The sequence below is a fragment of the Paenibacillus sp. P13VS genome, assembly GCF_015143645.1.
Classification (GTDB): domain Bacteria; phylum Bacillota; class Bacilli; order Paenibacillales; family Paenibacillaceae; genus Paenibacillus; species Paenibacillus xylanilyticus_A.
The window spans coordinates 41731-66696 of sequence record NZ_WYEV01000014.1; the positions used below are offsets into that span (position 1 = coordinate 41731).

Sequence of the window (24966 nt, forward strand, 5' to 3'; positions counted from 1 at the left end):
CTAGTGAAATCCAAAAAAAGAGCTTCGTTTAACGAAGCATCTGACAAAATGTACGTACGGATTGTTCTATAATCCCGGTATCCCGCGCGGTCTCAGACAGAACCAGAGATCCTTCCAGTGCGGCGACAAACAGCGAAGAAACCGCCCCTGCATCCATGCCTTCACGGAATTCTCCACTGTCCACGCCCTGCTGAAACAGCTTCTCGATCATCGGCTGCAATTCCCGGAAGAATCGGGAGATACTGGCCTTCACGTCGGGCGCACTAGCGGGTGTCTGCATATAGAGCGTTATAAAAGGACAGCTCCCTTCAAAATTGCGCCCTTCAATGCCTGCCGATAACGTGGCTATAAACGAGTTAACGCGCTCTTCCACGCTTCTTTCCCGCTGACTGAGCAATATATATACTTGTGACTCATACTGGGCGATCCAGTATTGTACCACTGCCTGAAGCAGTTCCTCCTTATTTTTAAAATGATAATAAATATTGGACTTGGACACCCCGCTCGCCCGCACAACTTCATCCATGCTGACATAGCTGTATCCCTGACGCAAAAATAACTGCGCTGCCACTTCGACCGCCTTGGTCCGGTTGACCGGATTGGCACTTCTCGGTTTGGCAGAACCTGAACTTGATCTTTGATTTGTCATATTTAGAACTATATAGTACTAACTAATTCATTGCAAATTTCTTTTTGCAGAATAGGACACGAGCTATGACTTATACACAGGTCTCATCCATATGTAGACACTTATGCACAAAGGATATCCACATATAGTATTCAGTGCTGGGTAAGAGTTTTAGTTTAACGTATGGTAATCATTGTTGTTATCCACAATTCGAAAGATAGATAGCCATGTTATCCTTTCCGAATGGTTCTCAAAATAAAAAATAGGCCAACCAGAACGATATTCTGGCTGACCTATTGAATGAGTCATGGTAATGGATTGTCGAACAGGATTAGATGGCCTGTGGATATTGTTTTCTGTGGATAACATTTAGTGATACTGGTCCATCTCTTATCTGCACTTACGTATAAACGTCATTCTGGGATTTTTACTTTTTCAGACTATCCCAGTTTTGCTGCAGGGCATCAAGCAATCCGGCTTTATCCGATTTGCCTGCCACATATGCCTGGATGGTGCTGCCGTATTCCTGTGGAACACCTTCCGGGAAGCGGTTGAAGTTCCAGCTTAACGTTTTGTTTTCCTGACTGTACTTCATAATCTCTGTTGCCAGATCGCCCAGATCCTCTTCCGAGGCCTGAATGGAGCTGAACGCCGGGATAAATTTGAACTCTTTGGTCATGTACTGTTTCCCGATATCGGATGTTACGAGCCATTCCAGGAATTCCTTCGCTTCCGGCTTCACTTGCGAGTTTTTGTTTACAACCCAATAGTTAGGTACGCCTACAAACAATTTGTCATTCGGTTCATTCGTAATTGGCATTGGCAGCATACCGAGATTCAGGTCGGGATTGATTCCATCAATCTGCACTTGAGTCCAGTTCCCTTGCTGCATCATCGCTGCTTCCCCGCTTGCAAACAGGGTTACCTGTGTATTGTAGTCGGTAGTAAGCGGGTTTTTGTTGCTGTATTTCAGCGTTAAATCGAGCAGGTTCATCCAGTCTGTGAACACTTGGTTGCCCGGGATTTTCTCTGTACCTTCGTTAAGGCCTTGAATGAATTTTACCGGATCTGCCTGATTCGCAAATGCAACGTTTACGTTATGATTGCCAAGCACCCACCACTCCTGATATCCGTTCGAAAATGGTGTAATGCCGGCTGCCTGAAGTTTCTGAGCTGCCTGATCCAACTGTTCCAATGTTGTTGGAATTTCAGTAATGCCTGCCTTTTCAAAAAGGTCTTTGTTATAAATGAATCCGTATCCTTCCAGTGCCAGCGGCTGTCCATAGAGTTTACCGTCTTTGGTCATTGGCTCTTTGGCTACTTCAAGCACGTCCTTTGTCCAAGCTTCACCTGACAGGTCTTCCAGATACTCAAGCCAAGTGTCCAATTCGCGGTATCCGCCCACGTTGAAAATGTCCGGTTGTTCGCCTGCAGCAAACTTGGCTTTCAGTGCTGCACCGTAGTCACTGCCGCCACCAACTGTCTGAATGTCCAGCTTGATGCCTGGATGCGAGGATTCATACTCTGCCTTAAGGCGGTTAAGCGCTTCCGCAATTTCGACTTTGAATTGAAAGATTTTGATGGTTTTGTCCCCTGCGGCAGCGTCTCCTCCGCCCGTTTGAGCATCCGTATTGACCGGACTGCCGCTTTTGTCCCCGTTGCCACAACCTGCGAGCATTACCGAAAAAGCAATCAGCATGAGCAACGTCAACTTTGTCATTCTTTTCATACATACACTCTCCCTATAGTAGTTTCTGTTTGGCAGCTTCCTTACTCTTCATTTCATAATCTTCTCTTCTCGACCCTTGTCTTTCTAGCTTTTCTTACTTACGCTTGCCTCCGAGAAGGTGCCCAAGCCATGCGGGCGCCTTCTCCTCCGCTCCACCTCCATGCGAGGTGGAGCGGAGGGAGCATGATGCGACGGAGAAGCGAAGCGTTCGCCTTTGATACCCGGTGGCTTCCTTGTCTCAATTCATCCTGGCCACCGGGGAGCAACAGCGATCGAAGGCGCTACATGATCCCGGAGCGACCTACTCTCGCACCTACCCCTTAACTGATCCAGCGGTAATGCCTTGAATAATGTACTTCTGCATCAGCAGGAAGAAGATAATGATTGGCATGATGCCCAGCACCAGGGCAGGCAGTGCCAGATCCCATTGCTTCGTATATTGACCGAATAGCGCAAAGGTCGCAATCGGGATCGTACGCAGGTTAGAGCTTTGCAAGATTAGGGACGGAAGCAGATAGTCATTCCAGATCCAGAGTGTGTTCAGGATAATAACCGTGACATACATCGGCTTCATCAGCGGGAATACAATCCGGAAGAATACCCCGTATACGGAGCTGCCATCCACCCGGGCGGCTTCTTCAATCTCAACCGGGACCGATTTAACGAACCCGTGGAACAGGAACACCGACATGGGTGCACCAAATCCGAGATAACAGATGATTAAACCACCCAGACTGTCGATCAGCCCAAGATTACTGGTTACCGTAACGAGCGGAATCATGATAGACTGGAACGGAATCACCATGGCGGCAATGAACATGCCGAACAGAATCCGGTTGAAGCGGGTATCACTGCGGACCATCCGGTATGCAGCCATGGAGCTGATCAGTACAAGCAGCAGGTTGCTGATCACTGTAACGATAAGCGAGTTCATCAGTGCCGAAGGGAATTTGATTTTCTCCCAGGCGTTTGCATAGTTGCCCCATTGAAAGACTTCAGGCCATGCTGCCGAATTGGTAAGCAGGTCACCGAATGTTTTGACCGAATTGACAAACAGGAAGTAGAACGGAACCAGGAACAGCAGTCCAATCAGTACCATGATGATCTCGGTTATGATCGTACTGAAGCGGTAGTTTTTCGTCGTTTCCATCTATGCCTCTACCTCCTTGCTCTTCGTCAGACGGACTTGAATCATTGTAATGATCGCAACGATTACGAAGAAAATGAGTGCTTTTGCCGTACCAATGCCGTAACGGTTATTCACGAATGCCTCGTTGTAAATGTTGAGTGCAACGGACTCCGTTGATCCAAACGGTCCACCTTTGGTCAGTGACAGATTGAGATCAAACATTTTGAATGACCAGGAGATCGCCAGGAAGAGACAGATCGTTACCCCAGGCATAATGAGCGGTAGAATGATGCTCCGCAGTACCTGCCAGCGGCTTGCTCCATCAATTTCAGCAGCTTCCAGCAGATCCGGCGACACATTGGTCAGGGACGAGATGTAGATGACCATCAGATAGCCTGCGGTCTGCCAGACAAATACAATGACGATTCCCCAGAAGGCGGTCGGCTCGTCTCCCAGCCAAGGGAGGTTGAAGAAGGACCAGCCGGTTACGTCACCAACTGCTGAAAACCCTTTCACAAATATGAACTGCCAGATAAAGCCGAGCAACAGTCCACCGATCACGTTAGGCATAAAAAAGATCGTGCGTAGAATGTTTCTCGTCTTAAGCGGTTTGGTCAGGAAGTACGCCAGGAAAAAACCGATGATATTGGTTAATACTACACCGACCACCGTAAAACGTACCGTGAACCAGAACGCTGTTTGGAACTTGGGATCATTCGCAAAAATATGAATAAAGTTGTCGAACCCTACCCAATTGATATTCTCTGACACCCCGTTCCAATCTGTAAAGGAGTAATACATTCCCAGCAGGAAAGGGACCACGATGATGAGAATAAAGAACACGATGGAGGGACCCACGAACACCAGCTGCTGTAACAGCTGCGAAGATTTGCGATGCTTCATATCGTTCTCCCCTTCTATAGATGGATGGAATTGGTCTCTTTTTCTATTAAACCCCAATATTCCGGTTGGAAACACTGACCCTCGTGAACAGTTGGGTGTAAAATATTGTCCTCTCTTATCCTGCAGCCAGAAGGGGTGTCCCAATGTCAAAATACTACAGCATTCGCACCAAGTTAATCGCTTTCATGCTCATAGCCACCACACTTCCCCTGCTGGCTTCCATCAGCATGACATTCATTCAGACCAAAACAGCCCTGCGCGAGCAGGCCGTTGCCGAGAACAAACGTCTCATCTATCAGGCATCCACCAACCTCAACAACTATGTGGATAATGTGGCCCGAGCATCACTTGCGGTATACAGTGACCCTAATTTTCTACGTAATCTGGCAAAAATCCCTGGGGATTATCGCGCTGTAGCCGAGGTGTATACAACGCTGCAGACCATTCGTTCAGCTGTACCGGATGTATTCCAGCTCTATTTGCACTCGTTTGCCGCCAATCAATCCACCTTAATTATGAGCCCTTTTCCAAAGCGGGAGGAACGCAAACAGGCCTATTCCGACGCCCTCCATGGAAAAACAGGTGGTGAGAGCCCCGATATATGGGTAGAATCGGCACATATGAGTCATACTTACGGCTTTAAGGCAGCTTCCGCCGATGATCCTGCACGAACAGTAATTACATTACATCGTGTAATCAAGGATGTTCCATCGACAGAACGTCTGGGGGTGCTCGCTATAGACCTGAACATGAATACCATTGCGGCCATCTGCAGCAGGCTGTACGATCCGGAGAAGGAACAAATCTATGTCGTGGATGGTCAGAACCAGATCATATACCAAGGTCGTTCTGAGATCAGTGGAACAGATCAATTAAGGCAGGAAGCATCCAGGGAGCTGGATGCAGCACGGACCGGAACGGGAACAGGCAGCACCGCAGCAGGACATTTTGAACAAGAGCATTCCATGTATGTCTATCAACAAATGGGCAGCACCTTTGCCGACTGGACCATCATCAAACAAATTCCGAATGAGACGCTATATGCCAGGGCTACCACCCTGACATGGAATAATGCCATGATTGCCATTGCTGCGCTTCTACTCGTTATCGTGGCTACCCTGTTCATCTCGATCCGCATTACTGGACCACTCAAGCAATTAATGCGGTACATGAATCAGATTCAGGCGGGACGTCTGCATGTGGACATTCGGCTTAAGAGCCAGGATGAGATTGGAGTACTGGCACGTCATTTCCGGGATATGATGGATACGGTGAACAATCTGATTTTGCGAGAATACCGACTGGAGATTGCCAACAAAACCAACCAGCTCAAAGCATTGCAGGCGCAGATCCATCCACATTTTCTATACAATACGCTGCAATCCATAGGCACACTCGCCCTCCAGCATCAAGGGCAGCGGGTGTACGTGCTCCTCTCTTCCCTCTCCAAAATGCTGCGCTACAGCATGCGGGACCAAACTCGTGTCACCTTGCGAGAGGAAGCCGAGCATGCAAGGTTGTATCTGGAGCTTCAACAGGAGCGGTTTGGCGACCGCCTTGAGGTACAGCTTGATTTTGCCGAAGATACGTTACGCACCGAGCTGCCGAGAATGACCCTGCAGCCATTGATTGAGAATTATTTCAAGCATGGTGCGGATGTTCAGCCGGGTAAAGGATTCATTCGCATAAGCAGTCGCAGGACATCTGACCACTGGATTGAAATTCAACTGGAGAATAACGGACCTCCCATACCAGACGAGAAGTTGTCCGAGATTCAGGGATGGCTAAGTCTGATTCACACCTCTTCCGGACTTGCCGCTCAGGATTCCGACCTATCGGAATCCATCGGCCTACGGAATGTGATGCGCAGGCTCCAACTAAACTCACCGCCGGAGCATACGGCTACGCTGGAGATCAGCAACCTGGAACCAAACGGTGTCAAGATTAAGCTCAACATTTACGCGGGGGAGTGAACAGCATGAAAGCACTTATTGTTGATGATGAAAAGCACGTCCGAGACGCGATCCGGCTGCTTGGGCATTGGGATAACCTGGGGATAGATACCCTCCTAGAAGCCGCAGACGGCCATGAAGCGGCAGCAGCGATCTCTGCCCACCAACCGGAGATTGTTCTTAGTGACATGCGCATGCCCGGTCAGGATGGCATGGCCCTGCTGGAATGGATATCGATTCACGCTCCGCAGAGCAAGGTACTGGTTATCAGTGGGTATGACGATTTTGAGCTTGTCCGGCATGCGATTCGCTACGGGGGCATGGATTATCTGCTCAAGCCCGTGGAAGCCGATGAGCTGAATGCTTCCCTATCCAAAGCCGTGAGCGCCTGGCAGGAAGAAGAGTCCGCCCGTATGCAGGCAGCACGCCAGTCCATTGTGGTTAACCGCATGCGACCCCACTATCATGACAGGCTGCTGACAGAGCTTGTGGCTGGACGCGGCAATGGTCAAGCTCAGATTCAGCGGCTGCGGGATGAACTGAATCTTCCTGTGAAGGCTGGAAATTGCAATATTGCTGTCACCAGCCTGTCCCATCTGGACGCAGAATGTCTGGCCAAATACCGCAGTCGTCCCGATCTGCTTGTATTCTCCGTTCTGAATATTTGCGCAGAGATGTCATCCACACCTGAGGAAGGCGTAGCATTCCGCCACTTGGATCAGCCTGATGAGATCGTCATATTGCACTGGGGAAGCTGTACTGCTCTTCGCCCCTTGCTTGAGAAGATAAACGATGGATTGCAGCAAACCATCCAGCGCCGGCTTCACTTTGGTGTCTCCGCTTGCGAATCCTATCCTTCCGGAATCGCAGCTGCCTATCAGGAAGCAAGCCTCCGGTTATGGAGGCGCAATACGCTCCAGAACGCTCAAAGATTCCATGATTCTCTGGAGACTTCTTCAGGGAATAGTAAAGGGTTACGTTTAAATACTTATGAAGAATCCATGCGGCTTGCCTCGATGAGTGGGCGTGCTTCCAGTGTAGCCACTGCTGTGGCAGAGTGGATCGAGCCCATAACGCAGCTTCAGATCATCTCCGCCGAACAGGTTCATCAGTGGATGGAAGAGCTGGAATGGATCCTTGGGCATTGGCTTGATGATGCGGCAGACTCTCCGCCGGCAAGCGATGAGGATGCAGTGGAGGAACAGTCTATCCCCTTTGCGGAATTACCACTGGACTCCGAAGGGCTGCTGTCCTTGCCTCTGCTTCGGTCACTGCTGGAACAGCGACTGCTGGCAGCGGGAAAAGCTCTTACTTTTCAACCTAATACCCTTTCTGATCCGATGACCGATATTGCGCGCTACACCGATGCCCATTATCAAGAGGATCTGTCCCTGCAGCAGATCGCTGCACGGTTCTATCTCAGCCGAGAGTATATATCTCGCAAATTCAAACAGCAGTTCGGTTTGAACTGGTCCGAATATCTGGGGAGACTGCGAATCAACAATGCCAAACTGCTCCTCCAGAATCCTTCACTACGAATCGTAAAAATTTCAGAAATGGTGGGATACCAGGACGAGAAGTACTTCAGCAAAGTGTTTAAAAAGATGGAAGGCTTAACCCCCGGAGAATATCGTAAAACGTTAACGGAGGCGAATACCTAGCAAAATGAAAAGGCTGATTTTGATTACAGGAATGTCAGGTACGGGAAAGTCAACAGCTTTGGCCGAACTGGCCAGAAAAGGGTATCGTGTAGTGGACACCGATTATGGGGAATGGAGCGAGCACACACATAGCACGGGTTGGTTATGGAACGAAGAACGGATCACGGCACTTCTTACAGGGCATAACGAAGGAGCGCTATTTATTTCAGGTACCGTTTCTAACCAGGGCAAATTTTACCCCCTGTTTGATGCAGTTGTCTTATTAAGTGCACCACTTGAAGTTATCTTGGAACGAATATCTTCCCGTGAGAATAATCCTTACGGGAAGACCATGGCTGAACGAGAAGAGATCATTCATTATGTGCATACGGTAGAGCCACTGCTGCGTGCCGGATCTACGTTTGAGATCGACACGCGCAAATCCATTGAGGAAGTGACCGAAGAGCTTGAACGTATAGCTGCCTCACCTTGTAAGCGAAGCATCACCTAAATGATTATCTCATCTATCTCTTATGAAAAATGAGGGCACCAAACGGATGTAGATTAACTCTCCCGCTAATTCGACAATGGTTTGGGTTACGATGGCCGCAGCAGCTATTGTAGCCCATTCTTCCGGGAGTGCAAGCGCCAGCGGCAGCACGACGAGTGAATTCCGGGTCGCCGAGCTGAAGATCAGCGCACGTCCGGCACCGATGTCCAATCGGAACAGAATGGCCACCAAGCGGGACAGAAATGGCATCAATATTAAAAAAGATACATATACAGGTATGGCATTCACGACCATTGCAAAGTCTGAGTACACCTTGCCAATCTGCGACGCAACCACCACAATTAACGCCAGTGCCATCATCGGAACTGGCAGCCAGGCAGCTGCATCCATCAGCTTTTCCCCAACCGCTCTCCCCCTCGACCACACTTGAGTAAGGATTGCCAGGATTAATGGTATAACAATAAGAACCAGGAATGCCTCTATGAACGGCCCCACTTTCATCAGCTGGGCTACCTCTTCCCCGGTCAGTAACCACAAATACAATGGCAGTAATATCATTTGCACCACGAACAAGATTGGCGTTACAGCCAGCATAAGCTTTTCATTCCCACGTCCAAGCTGGGTAAAAACAATGACATAATCGATACATGGGGTTAGCAGCACCAGGTACACGCCGATGAGAACCGCAGGCGATTGTGGGAATATCCACGTCAGCAGCGATACGATCACAGGTACAACGACAAAATTGGCTGTTAGAACAGCACCGATAAACCTAAGATTGGATAACGATTGTTTCAACTGCAAAAAAGGAATCTGTGTAAACATGCTGTACAGCAAAATGGCCAGCACGGGTGAAACTGTGTGATGCAAAGCCGATCCCCATTCAGCGTTTCCCAGGCCAATGGCTGCACCAACAAGCAGTGCAACGATATAGAACCAGGTTTGCTGCTTCTCCATGGTTTCTCTTGTAAGCACACTTCATCCTCCTTATTTGGGGCATATTCTTCTTTCATTACGCGTACATTGGACAGTGCATGGATCAGGGAGCAGCAAATATAGGTCATCCATCATGCATCCTGTGAATTTTTTGCGGCCTCTTATTAGAATGTGGAAGAATTGGGTATATTCATTGTAGACTGACCCGCGGTTCATTTATTCTTTTGTAAACCAAGGAGGATGTACAATGTCTCGTAACAATCCGTACAAATGGTTAAATGCGATTGGCTTTATCGCAGTTATTGTTGTAAACTACCTGTCGAATTCTCTACCCATCGGCGGGAGGACCAACAAGGAAGTATCCGATATGTATCCCGTGCTGCTTACACCTTCAGGGTACGCCTTCTCCATCTGGGGATTGATCTATCTTTTGCTTGCTGGCTTCGTAGTTTATCAGTTTCTTCCTTCATCGTGGAAAAGGGATTCCATCACCCGGCTTGGTTACTGGTTTCTGGCAAGCTGCGTCTTTAACGTAGCTTGGATCTTCGCTTTTCAAAATCTTCAGACAGGCCTCGCCCTGCTTATTATTGTACTGCTTCTCTTGTGCCTGATCATGCTGTATCTCAAAACGCGTGCCATCACCCTCCCAACAACAGCGGAGATTTGGCTGGTTAAACTGCCATTCAGCATCTATCTTGGATGGGTCAGCGTGGCGACCATTATTAATGCAGCTGTTTTATTATACAAAATTGGCTGGGACGGTTTCGGTATCAGCGAACCTACCTGGACGATCATCATGCTGATTGTAGGTCTTGTGCTGGCTGTAGTCGTGAGCTTCCCTTATCGGGACAGCATCTACCCGCTTGTATTTACGTGGGCATACATTGCCATCGCACTTAAGCAGAAAGACGTTTCCTCCGTTTATTATACGGCGATTATCCTTGCAATCTTGCTTGCGATCTATGCCGTATATCTCTTCTTTGCCCGTAACCAAGACCGTGATTAAGTGAAAAGAGTCCATTGTAAACGTCGTTGAAAAAAGCCGATTCCGGTCAACTCATTCGGAATCGGCTTTTTATGTATTCTAACCCTCGGAAAAGGCTCCTGTTCTATTTCAGGGCGATAACTTCGATCTCCACAAGAGCATCCTTCGGCAAACGAGCTACTTCCACTGCACTGCGTGCCGGGTAAGGCTGTTCGAAAAATGTGCTGTATACCTCATTCACAGGAACAAAATCATTCATGTCTTTCAGGAATACAGTCGTTTTTACGACTTTATCCATGCTTGTGCCTGCCGCTTCCAATATTGCTTTTACATTACTTAAGGACAAGCGGGTCTGTTCCTGAACATCTGCGCCGAACTCTCCCGTTTGGGGATTCAGGCCAAGCTGACCGGATGTGTAGACGAAATCGCCTGAAGCAACAGCCTGGCTATATGGACCGATCGCACCTGGAGCCTGATCTGTAGAAATTGGTTTTTTCATGGGCTGGTTCTCCTTCATGTTCTCAAGTTTTGAAGCTTATTATACCATGATCCTCTCCTGCCAAGAAACATCTCAGAAATTCTCTGTTCCAAGTGCATGAATCACTTCATTGGAGTAGACATGGTTGCCTTTGGCTCTGACAAGCGCAATATTAATCATAGCCCTGGCGATGGTTGAAGCATGTATTGCCCGGTACTTGGCAGCTTTCCCCTTCATCCAGCGATCCATGAACGTCATCAGGCGTGCGGCAAGCTGTTCTCCAACACGCTTTTCTCCGCGGTCACCCAGAATCAGAGAGGGTCTAAAGATATGCAGAGATCGGAAACCAACCGAGGATAGAGCTTCCTCCATCTCCCCTTTGGTTCGACTATAAAACACTCGCGAGCCCGCATTCGCCCCCATGGAGGAAATCACCAGCATCTGGGACACCCCTTGTTCATGCGCAAGTTTGGCCGCCTCTATCGGATAGTGAAGATCGACCTTGCGAAATTGTTCCTGACTGCCTGCTTTTTTGATCGTCGTTCCCAGACAGCAGTATAAGTCATCCATAGGGTAAAACAAATTCCTGGCGTCTCCCAGTTGATCCCAATCCACCACATACTGTTCTAGCTTGGGATGATCAAGGTCCAGTCGCTTCCTGACCAGAATACGAACTAATCCATATTCCGGTTGCCGAAGCAAGCGATGTACGAGCAGGCTGCCCACCAGACCTGTGGCCCCGATCACAAGTGCCTTTCGCCCGCTAGTTTCCATACTCATCCCTCCATTTCATCTGTGATTACGATCTCAGAAGTACCCGGCGTCCCAGTGTAAAAGCAAGAATCAGCATGGTAACACCAATACCTACCTGAAACCCATAGGTAGCCATCCAGGTTAGCGCCTCCGGCCATTCTTCCATTTTCTCATACAACCAACCGCCGATCAGCGGTCCTAGGAACGACGTTACCCCTGTTAAGGCTGAGTAAACAGCGACGAACATCGGTCTTTCACTTTTGGGTGTATCTCCGATCGTGAAGTTGAAGGCCAGCTGGTTAAATCCTCCGACCCCGATACCAAGAAAGATATGAGACAAAAAGAGCGCGATCAAAACAGGCATAAATGACATCAAACCCCAGGACAGACAAGAGAATGCGATGATTGGCAAAGTCCAAAATAATAAGGTTTTGTTGCTGAATCGTGCGTTCAGATTACCCCAAATATAGAATCCGGCCATCATGACGATGGTCTGTACCACCGTAATGAGAGAAACCATCTGATAATTAATGTTAAGCAAGTCCAGCATTACATACGAATACAGCGGAACGATCAGAGTCTGAATCCATAACCAAACCGCCAGAAATAGGGCAGCCTTCAGAAAAGACCGATCCTGAAATGGCTTCTTCAGCATCCGCCAGAAAACCGTCTCGGTCGAACGTTCAAAAGGAACATCCGGATAAAAGAAATAGATAAAGATATTCGCTATCGCACAGATCCATACCGGAATAAACAGAATCAGGAAGCCCGTCTCGCCCGGGAAACGGTCCAAAACGATACCCCCCACAAACAAGCATACGCTTCCAAGTGCATTCAGGATTGTATTCCGAATGCCGAAATAACGTCCCCTCACTTTGGCATGTACGATGTCCCCAATCAGAGAGGTCCAGATCATGCCCCCGATGGTATTGGCTATGAATGCAACCGTGTACATTCCAATATAAACGCCTACCCACCACTCTTTGGGGAAGAGGAAGGGAATTAGTCCGGTAGCGCTCCACAAGATGCGATGTAACCCAACGAATAACAGCAGCATGCGTTTCCGGCTGCGAATACGCTGCATCCAGAAGGCTGCCCCAATCTGGGCGATATTCACAAACGTGGTGATGGCGAGTACAAAACCGATGTGTCTTGACCCGGCCCCAAGGTACAGCAGAAATCCCGTTAAGAATGGTCCACCCAGCAATGTTTGCAATATAATTGCCGGTACACCCTCCCATGTTGCGATCGATAAGTTGATACGTTGTGTCGAACCCTTGCGACGTTTGCCTGCAAACGAGGGAGGGTTAACCTTGACCATCTTCTGTATGGGGATACACTCCTTAGACCGGGCTGTGACGACCGGTCGATGCTAGTTATCACCACAAATTCTACTCACAGCAAGATGGTTGTCAACTCATTTTTTCATGGTTTAAGGGAAGGTAAAGCCGGAAGGTACTTCCCTCGCCTTCAACACTTTCAAGCTGAATTGAACCGTCCAGCAAACGCGCCAAATCCCGGCTGATGGACAGGCCAAGTCCTGTGCCGCCAAATTTGCGGCTGATCGATCCATCGGCTTGTTGGAAAGCTTCAAAAATGGAATGGTGCTTATCTGCAGGAATGCCGATTCCGGTGTCTTTGACCGAGAAAACCAGCCATTTTCCCGAACGTTCAGGCTCGTCCACTTGTTCGGTGCTTACCGTCAATTGTACGGCTCCCTTATGCGTAAACTTGATGGCGTTGGACATCAGATTACGCAGAATTTGCTGCACACGCTGTGGGTCAGACCACATGGTCTCCGGTGCGTCTGGAGATTTCTCCATCAGCAGCTGAATTCCTTTTTTCTCAGCCACCAACTGGAAGTGACTCATTACATCTTCAACGAGCTGCGACACACTAATATCCTCATATACGATATCCAGGCGCCCAGCCTCCACTTTTGACAAATCCAGAATATCGTTAATCAACGTAAGTAACTCCTGGCCGGATTGGTCGATCATCGCTGCAAACCGAGCAATATCCTCCGGGTCCATCGTATCGCTGTTTTCACTAATCATCTGTGCAAAGTTAATCACACTGTTGAGGGGTGTGCGCAGTTCATGCGACATGTTGGCGAGAAATTCGGACTTGTACTGCGAAGCCAGCGTCAACTGCTTGGCTCGCTCTTCCAGTACAATTTTGGCCCTCTGCAGCTCTTCCTTCTGCACAGACAATAAGCGGTTGGTACTTTGAATAAGCAAAATCCGATTCTGTTCATTCTGGAAGTCCCGCAGGATAAAAGCAAAAATAAGACTAAGTAAAATACCGGTAGGAAGCGTGTAGGGCATAATATTGGAGAAAAAATACGTTGGAGGAACGACGCCAAGCAGGGCAATATTGATGCTGTTGACGACATTGACGATGACAATAACCAGCACACCCTTGATAATGAGTCTGTAATCACTGCGTCTCATCCATATATTTAACCCAGCACATACCACTCCAAGGATGGTCATGATACCCAGAGCCGCGAGCGTAGCTTCATTAATACCAAAGGTCAATCGGCTCAAGCCGATTCCAACACCGATAATAATTAAACTATAGGACTGCCTGAAGGTCAGAACAGCAATGATTAATGGAACAAACCGGAGGTCAAAAACCACTTCATCGCTTAACTGAAAGCCAAATACCGTACTAATCCAACCCGCAAAAATAAGAACCAGTACGGAGCTCCATTGTTTAAATCTGGAGGATGTACGTATCACAATGTATTTATAGAACACACTAGCCAGATAGGCTATAGTGATGAGCATCCCCATATTTAATACGAACATCTTAGAAAATTGCATTCACTCACTCCTGTTGCCCCGATTTTGTTCGTAGACACACCATTTGTCCGTATGTATTTCTATCATATCATGCCCATACAGCCTTCGACATTCCTGGCACATCAAAAAAATACACAAAAATACACAAATCCGGATTCAATTTGTGCTCGAAACATAGTAGAATATAGTGTTGTTTAATTTATCGCTGTGATCCACTTCCTTGACGAAATGGATTGAAAGGAGAAACGTTGTAGTGCAAACGTTAAAAAGCAAATCCTACTGGCTGTCATTAAGCTTGATGCTTTCTCTGGCTGTCATGGGACTGTTATATGATGTTCTTAACAGCCCTGAGCGCGGATTCGCCGTGCTCAACTCACCGATCGATCGGCTCATTCCTTTCGTACCCGGAATGTCCCTTCCTTATCTGGGCTGGTACCCGTTTGTGTTCGGTGTATTGGCGTATCTCTGTGCCAAAGACAGACTTACCTATTATCGCGTACTGCTGTCCATGAACATCTGTGTCTGGATCTGTTATCTCATTTATTTCAACTTTCAGACCAGTGTTCCCAGACCAGAAATTACAGGTACAGGTCTAGGTGCATCCGTCCTGGGATGGCTCTATAGCCAGGATCGCCCTTATAATTGCTTCCCGAGCATTCATGCACTTCATTCCTATCTCGTTATGCGAGCGGTGCTCTCGGTACCGAGTATTCGGCGTTATGTCAAACTGCTGGTAGCCGCTGGCGCAGCGCTGATTGTGCTCTCCACCCTGCTGATTAAGCAGCATGTGATCTATGATGCTCTGGGTGCAATTGTCCTTGGTGAGTGCATCTTCACCATTATCACCGGGCTGTCCTTACACCGGCGGCGCCGGAAAGATTCGAAGTGGACCGAGGGGATCAACTGACCCCTCGCTCCGACGAACCATGGAGATGCTCTTTCCTTCTCCACTCTTCTATAAACAAGCCTGCAAAATAAGGGTCCCATTGGGTCCCTTTTCCTTCTTCCAGAATAGATAGCGCTTTCTCATGACTCATGCCGTTTCGATATGGACGATCCGAGGTCATGGCATCAAAGGCATCCGCAACGGCAATAATCCGCCCAAAGAGCGGAATGTCGAGGCCAGCTTTGCCATCTGGATACCCTTTTCCATCGTAACGTTCATGGTGAGAGCGCACACCCGGCAAAAAATCAGCCATTGCATCCATCGGTTCGATCTGTAATAAAATGCTCTCGCCCAGTACCGGGTGGGTCTGAATAATGGCGAATTCTTCCTCACTCAGTTTCCCGTCCTTAAGCAAAACCTCATCTGGCACTCCGATTTTACCAATATCATGAAGAAGCGCGGATTTGTACAGCAAATCGGCTTGCTCCTCACTCATACCACTCAATTTGCCGATCATGAGTGAATACTCAGCCACCCGCATGGAATGTCCTGCCGTATACTTATCCCTCGCATCCAGTGCAGCAGCCAGCGTGGAAAAATAGCTCTGCAGCAGCTGCCGGTTACGTTCCTGCCTCATCTCCAGCCGATTAATCATCATATTAAACCCGGAAATAAGAGCCGAAAATTCATCTGCATAGAGGTCAGGCGCTCTTCTGCCCAGATCCCCTTCCTGGATTCGATTCATCTCTTTTGTTAATTCTGCGACAGGATCACGGACATCCCGAATCAGCAGCCAGCTGCCTACCAAGGCAAAGCCAGACCCAAGCACAACAACGATGATTCCCCACAGGATATACTCTTTCGCAAACTCCTGATCCATATACTGAAGCCTGATAAATGTAGCCAGGAAAAACAGAAATAGCGGAAATAGTCCAATGAGGGTCGTGCTCAGCTGAAATTTCCGCTGAATGGATACGAGTACACGTCCTCCCAATGACGGCTCGGTGCCATATTGCTGTTTACCTCGGCGGCGGGCTTCCATCAGAAGCGGTCTAATCGCCCGAACCGTCAGGAAATATTCAATTAACGCATGCATGATGGCAATCAGAATGGCACAAGCCGCTGCCACAGCAACATAGTTTGTTGGGAAGTCCAACCACCCTACTGTAAGCATCCATAGAGTTAATCCTGCAGCCGGCAATGAAAATCCCAGTAAATGCGGTCCCATGATACGGTAAATGGTTCTTACAGGGAAATGGTGGATCACCTCATACATCCTGCTCAATTCAGCCCGCTCGTGATGCTCCTCAGCGAAAAATTGCCTAATCGGTCTAAGCTGAATCCGTAAGGCAATCCCTTCAGCAGCAAGCATAAACAAAAGGGAAATGAACACAACCAGAATCAAACGTGCAAATTCAATATTTGGTATTTGCAGGGTAGAGACCATCACCACAGTACCGACAACAAACACGGCTCCGAGTGAGCCTACCAGATAATTGCGCACCAGACGAAAGATAAATGAACGGTATATCTCCACCCAAACCCCTCACTCTCTATGTGCAACCAGTTCTCCCGATTAATGTAAGGGGGAGATTCAGGGTATTGCCTTTATTTTTTATCGGTTAATCTGCACCAAAAAATTAATGATCTTCACAATCATTCATCTCCGGCATATTACACTATGTGCATATCCCCATCTGTAGTCTTGCTCCAAGCCAAAAAAAGACTGTTTCCCGCAGGAAACAGCCTCGTATCATCACTTGTTCTATCTATCCTTCAATCTTGGCAGCCAGAATCATCGTCCCCCGAGGCTGGTCACCCATCGCGTCCGGTTCCAGAGTAATGGCAACTGTGTCATAGTCATTCACTGAATCCAAAGTATAGTACACGGCACCCATGCCATCATGGCTTAGGAACGTTCCGGCATTCTGAGGCTTATCTCCCTTGATCAGCCAGACCTGGAATGCTTCGTTCCCTTCCAGATCAGGCAGGTTCTCTGCCTGCACAACCAGATGTGTACCCTTATCATCAATGACGATGGTCGCCAGTCCATTCGCCACGATGTCCTGTGCTGCAGGGCTAAGCTTCACGGCTTCGCCCATGCGCACGGAGCGCGATGGCTCCTGCACAGCCGCAAGCTGCTGCTGCAGCTTTTCATTCTGCGCCTGTGCCTGTGCGAGCTGCTCCTGTGCAGCTGTTGAGCCGGCCGCTTGCTGCGTGAGTGCATCGATTCGGCTCTGCAGCTGCGCAGCGTAGATGCCGAGCACCAGCGCCGCCGCAGCAAGGCCGGCGCTGGCTGCACGCCAGGCGCGGCTGCTGCGTGCACGCGCGCGCCCTTGCGGCTGCCACGGCTGTGCCTGTGCAGCCTCTTCTGCCCGGGCTGCAGGCACAGCCGTGTTCGGCGGCATACCTGGCCCGGGCTGCGCCGCATCTGTGTGCTGCGGCGCCGGGGTTGCCTGAAGCACCTCGGGTGCTTCAGGCTCCGCAGGAGCAGCCGCCAGCTTCGCCTCGGCGCTCTCCTGCGTGCTGCCGAGCACGTTGCCCAGCACACGTGCTCGCATGCCCGGCGGCGGGGCAACGGGTTCCGCCGCGTGTGGCAGGAAGCCGGCTACTTCCTGCAATTCCTTCACTTCCTGGCGGCATGCTTCGCATGTAGCCATGTGTGCCTCAAATGCTTCCACTTCCTCGGCTTCCAGTCCGCCCAGCACATACATCGGTGCCAGATCAGACCACTTTTCATGTCGTTCTATCATGGATGTATGCCCTCCCTTCCCGCGTCTGGCTGCAATTCAGCATCGGCTAGCAGCTTCTGAAGCTGCTTCATTGCCAGCCTGACCCGGCTCTTGACCGTACCCAGCGGTATCCCGAATCGGCTGGATACTTCCTGCTGCGTTAATCCCCCGTAATATATGGATTCAATAACTTGCTGTTGATCGCGATTCAATTGGGATAAGGCTTCCCTGATTCGGGTCCCTTCCCACTTCCGTTCCACTTCTTGTTCTGTATTGGTTTGTTCATCGGCATACGCTGCCAGAGATTCGTTCTCTACCGCCGTAGTCGCGGCACCTTTCGATTTGCGCCTCAGCATATCCACTGCAATGTTCCGTGTGATGGCAAACATCCATGTGGTTAGCTTCCCCTGGGAGGCCTCGTATCGTTCTGCGTTATTCCAGACTCGCAGGAACAGTTCCTGTACCGTTTCTTCTGCCGTCATGGGATCACCTACGATCCGATAGGCAAACGAATACACTGCCCGCTCATAGCGGTCATATAAAAGCTCCAGTGCAGATGCATCCCTCTCTGCGATCTGTTGCATTAACCTGCTGTCCTCCATTGATTCAGTCATGCGAGGGCCCCTTTCTTGATCTCCCTCAACATTATAACCTACGAAAAAACATTTGAAGAGGATTACCTTATGGAAGAAAAAATCTGAAAACTTTTCATGATTTTCTCCTCGCGAAACACTCCATCCTTCCTTTATCTTGCAAAAAATTACAGACTGTGGTATACTCTTAAAGTTGGAATTAAACCTCAACTGATTTTCTATCTTCTTTTAACCCCGGAATATTTTCTTCATGCTGCGACCGCAGCGAATATGTACAACCAACCTATGGAGATTGAAGAACCTGAATCACATTAACCCGGTATAACAGAGTTTCACAAGATTTTCCCATTCACACTGGCGCGGTCATCGGAGCCGCAAGGACAAAAGAGAGGTAGGGCTTTTGTTGTTTTGGAAGTCACTTATTCTTGAGAAGATTGAAAACATACACAAACCAAGCACCCGGAATTGGGTTCCGGGTGCTTTTCCATGTCTGATTACATATTATTTAAATTTAATTATCCGATCTTTGTCGAAAAGTTCTTACTTAGATGAACATGGTTTTGGAGATAATGACCAGCAGGATGAACAGCACCAAAATGGTACCCATGGATCCCCAGCTTCCCCCACCGTGACCATAAGAAGTTCCACAGCCTTTGCTGTAACCATAACCGTGCACGATTGGAGCCTGGTTCGCATGGTGTCCGTACCCGTACCCGTATCCATATCCGTATCCATGCGGCATTGTTCCGCAGCCGTAACCGTACATTTCGTGACCTGTGTATGGGTAACCCTGCATGTTTTCATAACCTCCCATATGTCCGTATACGTGTCCCTGTCCGTTCGGTGAATTCAGTTTAACTTCGCTCATTGTTCATTCCTCCTTAGCATTTGCCTACACCCCTAAGCTATGTATTTTGCCTACGGCTGGACCGGGCTATGGCCCTCATTTGCATAAAATGGGCACTTTTCGCCTTGGACTGGCGTGGAATTTACCTGTGTTTTTTTCATCTGATTTCTGTATGCTTCTTCTATCCCAGCCACCCGTCCAGCTTGTCCACAGCCCAAAAAAACCCTGCCGGGTGACCGGCAGAGTTCGCTATATTACACCCAGAAAGATTTAGTGATGATGACGAGGAGAATGAACAGAACCAAGATGGCTCCAGTCGATGTCCAGCCGCCGTATCCTACGCCTCCGACTTCGCTCATGGAGAACCCCCCTTTACCAGAGAATTCGTGTGTGGGGCTAATAAATGCTATTATACCCAGAAAGATTTAGTGATGATGACCAACAGGATGAAGAGAACCAAAATGGCACCAGTCGATGTCCATGCTCCGCCGTATCCACCTACAACTCCACTCATGTAAAACCCTCCTTTGATTTGAGGTACAGTTCACTATATGCAGAAGTCCTTTCCCAGACCGGGCTCTAGATAAAAATGGGCTAGTGTCCCCAAAGGAGAGCGAAGTGCCCTCTTGGTTTAACTACATTCTCCATGGAAGTTTCCGTTGTATAAACACAAAAAATGCAAACACCTGAGGTGCTTGCATTTGGTGAAGTATTAAATCAGTCCCATTTCAACCCAATTCCCATCCTAACCCCTAATTCGGACGTACCTCACGGGATGCCAGCTTGTCCTGAACGGATTGCAGCTTCTGTATGCTGGAGGCATCCGGTTTATCCCGCCGATCGTCAATCTTAACGGATGTAGAGACCCGCTCGGCACCCGATAGAAACGGAGCTTCATGCAAAGCCGCTATGGCTGTGAAGACCTCGTTCAGCGGTCCTTCGATAATAGTGCTCATTGAAGTCAACTGATATGTAATGCCACGCTGGTTTTCCAATACGGCCTGCATGTCGGCCACATAACTGCTTAGACTGGTCGTTCCTGTTCCAATTGGAATTACGGTCACTTCTGCTATTGCCATCCTGCTCCGCCTCCCTTAGCTTCGTTAATTACCGTTGTCGCTATATTTAGCGCAATTTTGACTATTTTTATTTTACCAGTTGAAGGCGTCACAATTCAAACTGACGTGAAGACGTCATTCCATTTGAACAAAAATTTTTTTTGAATAATCTTCAAATCTTCCAGTCCTTTTCCTTTGCGGATTCATGCCGTAAATGGTATACTCGGAATTACGTTTTAGTGTGCTGAACCTGTTTACAAACACAAGATGTTGGGTTAGAGTAGGATAACAGCAACAAAATGTAGTGACAAAGCGTTTCCCCACTTCTGAAAGTCATCTTCTGCAATTTCGCGAAAAACAGGATGGAATCACCTTCAAAGGCACGTCCCTGTAGGTGAAAATCGCTTTCTCGAAACAGAACTGACGCCGAGGTTAACGGGGCTGTTTGGACTGCACCCGGTTGCCTCTATGACAGTCGCAACTAGATATGGACATAACCTTACATAATAGCACCTTGCGGTCGACATATATTTGCGACTGTCAGGAAGCCAGTGCAATCATGGGCATTTTCAGGCCGTCAGGCGGGGAGTGCTTTTTATATGATCATGTTCTGAAGCTGCTCCTATGTTATGGGGTCTTTGCATGCGCAAACTGTCACCACAACAGTCCACCCTGATGTACCTATTTTTTTCTCACCGTAAGAAGACACTCAATTCTTAATATAAGAATTTCTCCAATTTATCTCTTAATCATGCGAAAGCGAGGAATATTCATGCCACAAGTTGTGATCAAGCCGAACAACCGCCAGCTTGCCTTTGACGATATGCGTATCTCGGTATATGCCGACCGTATTCTGGAAGGACTGGACATGCTGGACAAGGAACGTTTGGTACGCGGGGTTAACAGCAAACTTCGTCGTGACGAAGTCACCGGAGACGAGATCAGTAACGCTTTTATGATGAGCGCACTGGAACTGGTAACCAAAGAGGAGCCGAACTGGAAATTTGCAGCGGCACGCTCACTGCTTACTTCCCTATACAAAAAAGCGGCTACCAACCGTAGATACAAATCTTATCCGGACGAGCCTTATGGTGCATTCTACCCTCTCCTTGTAGACCTTGTGAAAAAAGGCATCTACCGTGAAGAACTTTTGGAGTGCTACACCAAAGAACAAATTGATGAACTGGCGGAATGCATTGATTACCGCAACGATTTGCTCTTTGACTACATCGGCTTGCTCACGCTGGCAGAACGCTATCTCGCAAATGACTTTGACGGCAAAGTAATGGAGCTGCCTCAAGAGCGCTACATGGTTATCGCCATGTACCTGATGCACCAGGAGCCTGCAGAGAACCGCATGCATCTGGTTAAGGAAGCTTATTGGGCGATGAGCAACATGTATATGACGGCTGCCACACCTACCATGTCCAATGCAGGTAAAAAAGTGGCCGGACAACTCTCCAGCTGCTTTATCGATACTGTGGACGATTCCCTTGAAGGCATCTTCGATTCCAATACCGATGTAGCCAGACTTAGCAAAATGGGCGGCGGTATTGGTGTGTACCTCGGTAAAGTCAGAGCCCGTGGTTCGGACATCCGTGGTCACAAAAACACAAGCTCCGGCGTAATCCCTTGGATTCGCCAATTGAATAATACAGCTGTTAGCGTAGATCAGCTCGGAACACGCAAAGGGGCAATTGCCGTTTACCTGGACGTCTTCCACAAAGACATTTTGGCGTTCCTGGATCTGAAGCTGAACAACGGGGACGAGCGGATGCGTGCACATGACGTATTCCACGGCGTATGTCTGCCTGACCTGTTCATGGAACGTGTAGCCAGCCGCGGTGAGTGGAGCCTCTTCTGCCCGCATGAAACGAAAAAGATCATGGGCTGGAAAGACGAAAATGGCCGCGCACTTGGCTTGGAAGATTTCTATGACGAGTCCTTCGGCGCAGGCACATTCCGCGAAAAGTATGAAGAAGCGGTAAACCACCCGCTGTTGTCCCGTATTACGGTACAAGCCATCGATATTATGAAACGTGTCATGAAATCTCAGCTTGAAACAGGTACGCCTTATATGTTCTATCGCGATACGGTTAACCGTTCCAACCCGAACAGTGCCCACGGCATGGTGTACTCTTCCAACCTCTGTACCGAAATCATGCAGAACCAATCTGCAACGGTAGTAGAAAAAGAAGAGCTTGTAACCAAGGATGGTCAAACACGCATCGTAATTTCCAAAGTGCCTGGCGACTTCGTCGTCTGCAACCTGAACTCCATTCATTTGGCACGTGCCGTGCCTCATAACGTACTGGAGCGTCTGGTACCGATTCAGGTTCGCATGCTGGATAACGTTATTGACATTAACAACATTGAAGTACTGCAAGCCCAATATACCAACAGCCAATACCGTGCCGTAGGTTTGGGTACATTCGGACTTCACCACCTGCTTGCTCTTGAGGGCATCCGTTGGGAATCCGATGAGGCTGTAACCTATAACGATAACCTGTACGAAAAAATCAACTACCTGCTCGTCAAAGCCAGCATGGAACTGTCCAAGGAAAAAGGACACTATCCGAAATTCAAAGGTTCCGACTGGGAGAGCGGCAAATACTTCGAGCAGCGTGATTACACAACGGGTGAGCGCGTAGGCGAATTCGTAACGACCGAACAGTGGAAAGAGCTGCAGGCTGAAGTTCAGCAAAACGGTGTACGTAACGCATGGATGTTCGCGATCGCACCTAACGGTTCAACATCCATCATTGCCGGATCTACTGCAAGTATCGACCCGCTCTATGAGCTGTTGTCCTATGAAGAGAAAACAACGTACAAGATTGCCAACCCGGCACCAGACCTGTCGGACAAAACCATCTGGTACTATAAAACGGCCTTCCTGGTGGATCAGCATGCTTCCATCAACATGGCTTCTGCCCGTCAACGTCACGTCGATCAGGGACAAAGCTTCAACCTGTATGTCCGTCCTGATATCAAAGCAACGGAGTTCCTTGAACTGCATCTGCATGCCTGGAGAGCGGGTCTGAAATCGACCTATTATGTTCGCAGCCGTGCATTGACGATTGAAGAATGTGACTCCTGCGCAAGCTGATCGATAGAATACTAGATTCACGATGACCCCAGGGCATCCTGTTTTGATTGCAAAATGGCGCTGCCCTGGTACTTTTTTGCCCAAATTACGATCACAGCATCCCAGCGATGTTGATATAGATGCCTGAACTAAAAGTTTGAATTGAGGAGTGAACGGATTATGCAAGTACAGAAAATTTTCAATACAGAAGCACCTAACCAATCGACTCGAATTATTGAAGGTGAATGCTCCGGGATTCTGAACTGGAACGACATTCGTATGCCTCATATGTACAAGCTGTACAAAGTACTGCTGCTCAACCACTGGATCGCTGACGAAATTCCAATGTCGAAGGATGCTTCCCAATTCGCCCAACTGGATCCGGAAGAACAGCGTACATTCAAAATCAACATTTCCCTGCTGGCTGTACTCGATTCCATGCAAACGATGTTTGTAGGTGATGTTAAACGCTACTTCACCGATTCTTCCCTCGAAGCGATCTCGGCCATTATCGGACAACAGGAAGTCGTTCATAACCAATCGTACTCCTACGTTCTGTCTTCCATCGTATCTGAGCGGGAGCAAAAAGAGATTTTTGAATATTGGAAAAATGATCCCGTACTGCTTGACCGCAACCGGTTTATCGCCGATATCTATCAAAGCTTCCGGGACGAGCCGTCTCCACAGACATTCTTCCAAGCCATGGTAGCCGACCTCGTACTTGAAGGTATTTTCTTCTACAGTACATTCGCCTTCTTCTACAATTTGGCTCGTGACCAGAAGATGATGGCAACCAGCCAGATGATCTCTTACATTCAGCGTGATGAGAATCAGCACTGCTACTTCTTCGCTGAAGTGTTCAAACAGCTGCTTGTTGATTTCCCTGAACTGAACACACCTGAGAACATGGACTATATCTATAAAACAATCGACCGTGCTGTCGAGCTGGAAACCAACTGGGCACACTACACGCTCAGCAATGTTCGTGGAATTGACCTGAACGAGTTGGAAGATTACATCAAATACATCGCCAACAAACGTCTGCGTCTTATGGGCATGGATAAAGCATACGAAGGCGTCGATGTAAACTGCATGCCTTGGATCAAGCCTTTCTCTGATGAAGCACTCAATGCAACAAAAACAGACTTCTTCGAGGCGAAATCCCGTAACTATGGTAAAGTCGGCGACGACAACGGATTCGACGATTTGTAAGTTCAGATATCGCGAACAGAAGACACAATATATCCATAAAACACTCCCTGGGTGGGAGTGTTTTTGTTACGTTTTGTACCCTTCTCCCCATGGATGAAAATT

23 protein-coding genes are annotated in these 24966 nt (G+C 48.4%); 7 read left to right on the forward strand and 16 right to left on the reverse strand.

The window, feature by feature from the left end; all coding sequences use genetic code 11:
* Nucleotides 1-28 precede the first annotated feature (28 nt).
* The 4 genes from GUA98_RS25360 to GUA98_RS25375 form a co-directional block, all read right to left on the reverse strand.
* Nucleotides 29-649 (reverse strand): TetR/AcrR family transcriptional regulator, encoded by a 621-nt coding sequence (locus GUA98_RS25360; RefSeq protein ID WP_193724783.1) that lies wholly within the window; start codon nucleotides 647-649, stop codon nucleotides 29-31.
* A gap of 406 nt (nucleotides 650-1055) precedes the next feature.
* Nucleotides 1056-2357, reverse strand: coding sequence for an ABC transporter substrate-binding protein (locus GUA98_RS25365; protein ID WP_153976755.1), 1302 nt, complete (start codon nucleotides 2355-2357; stop codon nucleotides 1056-1058).
* A gap of 313 nt (nucleotides 2358-2670) precedes the next feature.
* Nucleotides 2671-3507, reverse strand: a complete 837-nt coding sequence (locus GUA98_RS25370) for a carbohydrate ABC transporter permease (protein WP_153976754.1) — start codon at nucleotides 3505-3507, stop codon at nucleotides 2671-2673.
* Nucleotides 3508-4389 carry a carbohydrate ABC transporter permease gene (locus GUA98_RS25375; RefSeq protein ID WP_095291842.1) on the reverse strand — a complete coding sequence of 294 codons (882 nt, stop codon included), beginning with the start codon at nucleotides 4387-4389 and terminating at the stop codon, nucleotides 3508-3510. It lies immediately after the preceding gene.
* Between the two features lie 143 nt (nucleotides 4390-4532).
* On the opposite strand from GUA98_RS25375, the gene GUA98_RS25380 reads away from it, so the two are divergent.
* The 3 genes from GUA98_RS25380 to GUA98_RS25390 are packed head-to-tail and all read left to right on the forward strand — an operon-like array spanning nucleotide 4533 to nucleotide 8492.
* A complete protein-coding gene (locus GUA98_RS25380; protein ID WP_193724784.1) occupies nucleotides 4533-6362 on the forward strand; it encodes a sensor histidine kinase in 1830 nt (609 codons plus the stop codon).
* Between the two features lie 5 nt (nucleotides 6363-6367).
* Entirely contained in the window at nucleotides 6368-8002 is a 1635-nt protein-coding gene (locus GUA98_RS25385; protein ID WP_193724785.1) for a response regulator, read from the forward strand.
* Nucleotides 8003-8006: 4 nt separating this feature from the next.
* Complete coding sequence (locus tag GUA98_RS25390; protein ID WP_227780119.1) at nucleotides 8007-8492, forward strand: AAA family ATPase; 486 nt, start codon at nucleotides 8007-8009, stop codon at nucleotides 8490-8492.
* A gap of 9 nt (nucleotides 8493-8501) precedes the next feature.
* On the opposite strand, the gene GUA98_RS25395 is transcribed toward GUA98_RS25390, so the two are convergent.
* Nucleotides 8502-9449 carry an arsenic resistance protein gene (locus GUA98_RS25395; protein WP_193724827.1) on the reverse strand — a complete coding sequence of 316 codons (948 nt, stop codon included), beginning with the start codon at nucleotides 9447-9449 and terminating at the stop codon, nucleotides 8502-8504.
* A gap of 226 nt (nucleotides 9450-9675) precedes the next feature.
* Here GUA98_RS25395 and GUA98_RS25400 point away from each other — a divergent pair, with 226 nt between their 5' ends.
* Nucleotides 9676-10434 carry a tryptophan-rich sensory protein gene (locus tag GUA98_RS25400; RefSeq protein WP_193724786.1) on the forward strand — a complete coding sequence of 253 codons (759 nt, stop codon included), beginning with the start codon at nucleotides 9676-9678 and terminating at the stop codon, nucleotides 10432-10434.
* Between the two features lie 103 nt (nucleotides 10435-10537).
* Here GUA98_RS25400 and GUA98_RS25405 read toward each other — a convergent pair whose 3' ends face one another.
* The 4 genes from GUA98_RS25405 to GUA98_RS25420 form a co-directional block, all read right to left on the reverse strand.
* Nucleotides 10538-10912 carry a RidA family protein gene (locus GUA98_RS25405; protein ID WP_193724787.1) on the reverse strand — a complete coding sequence of 125 codons (375 nt, stop codon included), beginning with the start codon at nucleotides 10910-10912 and terminating at the stop codon, nucleotides 10538-10540.
* A gap of 72 nt (nucleotides 10913-10984) precedes the next feature.
* Nucleotides 10985-11665 (reverse strand): oxidoreductase, encoded by a 681-nt coding sequence (locus GUA98_RS25410; RefSeq protein ID WP_193724788.1) that lies wholly within the window; start codon nucleotides 11663-11665, stop codon nucleotides 10985-10987.
* A 25-nt stretch (nucleotides 11666-11690) separates the two neighbouring features.
* Nucleotides 11691-12965: an MFS transporter gene (locus GUA98_RS25415; RefSeq protein WP_193724789.1), complete on the reverse strand. Its 1275-nt coding sequence runs from the start codon at nucleotides 12963-12965 to the stop codon at nucleotides 11691-11693.
* Nucleotides 12966-13056: 91 nt separating this feature from the next.
* A complete protein-coding gene (locus GUA98_RS25420) occupies nucleotides 13057-14472 on the reverse strand; it encodes a sensor histidine kinase (protein WP_193724790.1) in 1416 nt (471 codons plus the stop codon).
* A 232-nt stretch (nucleotides 14473-14704) separates the two neighbouring features.
* Here GUA98_RS25420 and GUA98_RS25425 point away from each other — a divergent pair, with 232 nt between their 5' ends.
* On the forward strand, nucleotides 14705-15358 hold the full coding sequence (locus GUA98_RS25425; protein ID WP_153976746.1) for a phosphatase PAP2 family protein: 654 nt from the start codon (nucleotides 14705-14707) through the stop codon (nucleotides 15356-15358).
* On the opposite strand, the gene GUA98_RS25430 is transcribed toward GUA98_RS25425, so the two are convergent.
* The 7 genes from GUA98_RS25430 to GUA98_RS25455 all read right to left on the reverse strand — a co-directional run bounded on the left by GUA98_RS25430 (nucleotide 15351) and on the right by GUA98_RS25455 (nucleotide 20588).
* Nucleotides 15351-16874 carry an HD domain-containing phosphohydrolase gene (locus GUA98_RS25430; RefSeq protein ID WP_193724791.1) on the reverse strand — a complete coding sequence of 508 codons (1524 nt, stop codon included), beginning with the start codon at nucleotides 16872-16874 and terminating at the stop codon, nucleotides 15351-15353. The genes GUA98_RS25425 and GUA98_RS25430 overlap by 8 nt on opposite strands.
* Before the next feature lie 232 nt (nucleotides 16875-17106).
* The gene (locus GUA98_RS25435) at nucleotides 17107-18090 is read right to left on the reverse strand and encodes an anti-sigma factor (RefSeq protein WP_193724828.1); all 984 of its coding nucleotides are present in this window, start codon (nucleotides 18088-18090) and stop codon (nucleotides 17107-17109) included.
* A complete protein-coding gene (locus GUA98_RS25440) occupies nucleotides 18087-18683 on the reverse strand; it encodes an RNA polymerase sigma factor (RefSeq protein WP_095291804.1) in 597 nt (198 codons plus the stop codon). Before GUA98_RS25440 ends, GUA98_RS25435 begins: the two co-directional genes overlap by 4 nt.
* 523 nt (nucleotides 18684-19206) lie before the next feature.
* Complete coding sequence (locus GUA98_RS29815; RefSeq protein WP_227780120.1) at nucleotides 19207-19530, reverse strand: hypothetical protein; 324 nt, start codon at nucleotides 19528-19530, stop codon at nucleotides 19207-19209.
* A gap of 233 nt (nucleotides 19531-19763) precedes the next feature.
* Complete coding sequence (locus tag GUA98_RS29820; protein WP_212677023.1) at nucleotides 19764-19868, reverse strand: YjcZ family sporulation protein; 105 nt, start codon at nucleotides 19866-19868, stop codon at nucleotides 19764-19766.
* A gap of 50 nt (nucleotides 19869-19918) precedes the next feature.
* On the reverse strand, nucleotides 19919-20023 hold the full coding sequence (locus GUA98_RS25450; protein ID WP_192262833.1) for a sporulation protein YjcZ: 105 nt from the start codon (nucleotides 20021-20023) through the stop codon (nucleotides 19919-19921).
* A 238-nt stretch (nucleotides 20024-20261) separates the two neighbouring features.
* Nucleotides 20262-20588, reverse strand: a complete 327-nt coding sequence (locus GUA98_RS25455) for an MTH1187 family thiamine-binding protein (protein ID WP_153976743.1) — start codon at nucleotides 20586-20588, stop codon at nucleotides 20262-20264.
* Between the two features lie 751 nt (nucleotides 20589-21339).
* On the opposite strand from GUA98_RS25455, the gene GUA98_RS25460 reads away from it, so the two are divergent.
* Both GUA98_RS25460 and GUA98_RS25465 read left to right on the forward strand, forming a co-directional pair.
* Nucleotides 21340-23673 carry a ribonucleoside-diphosphate reductase subunit alpha gene (locus tag GUA98_RS25460; protein ID WP_153976742.1) on the forward strand — a complete coding sequence of 778 codons (2334 nt, stop codon included), beginning with the start codon at nucleotides 21340-21342 and terminating at the stop codon, nucleotides 23671-23673.
* A gap of 159 nt (nucleotides 23674-23832) precedes the next feature.
* Nucleotides 23833-24864: a ribonucleotide-diphosphate reductase subunit beta gene (locus GUA98_RS25465; protein ID WP_153976741.1), complete on the forward strand. Its 1032-nt coding sequence runs from the start codon at nucleotides 23833-23835 to the stop codon at nucleotides 24862-24864.
* Nucleotides 24865-24966 lie beyond the last annotated feature (102 nt).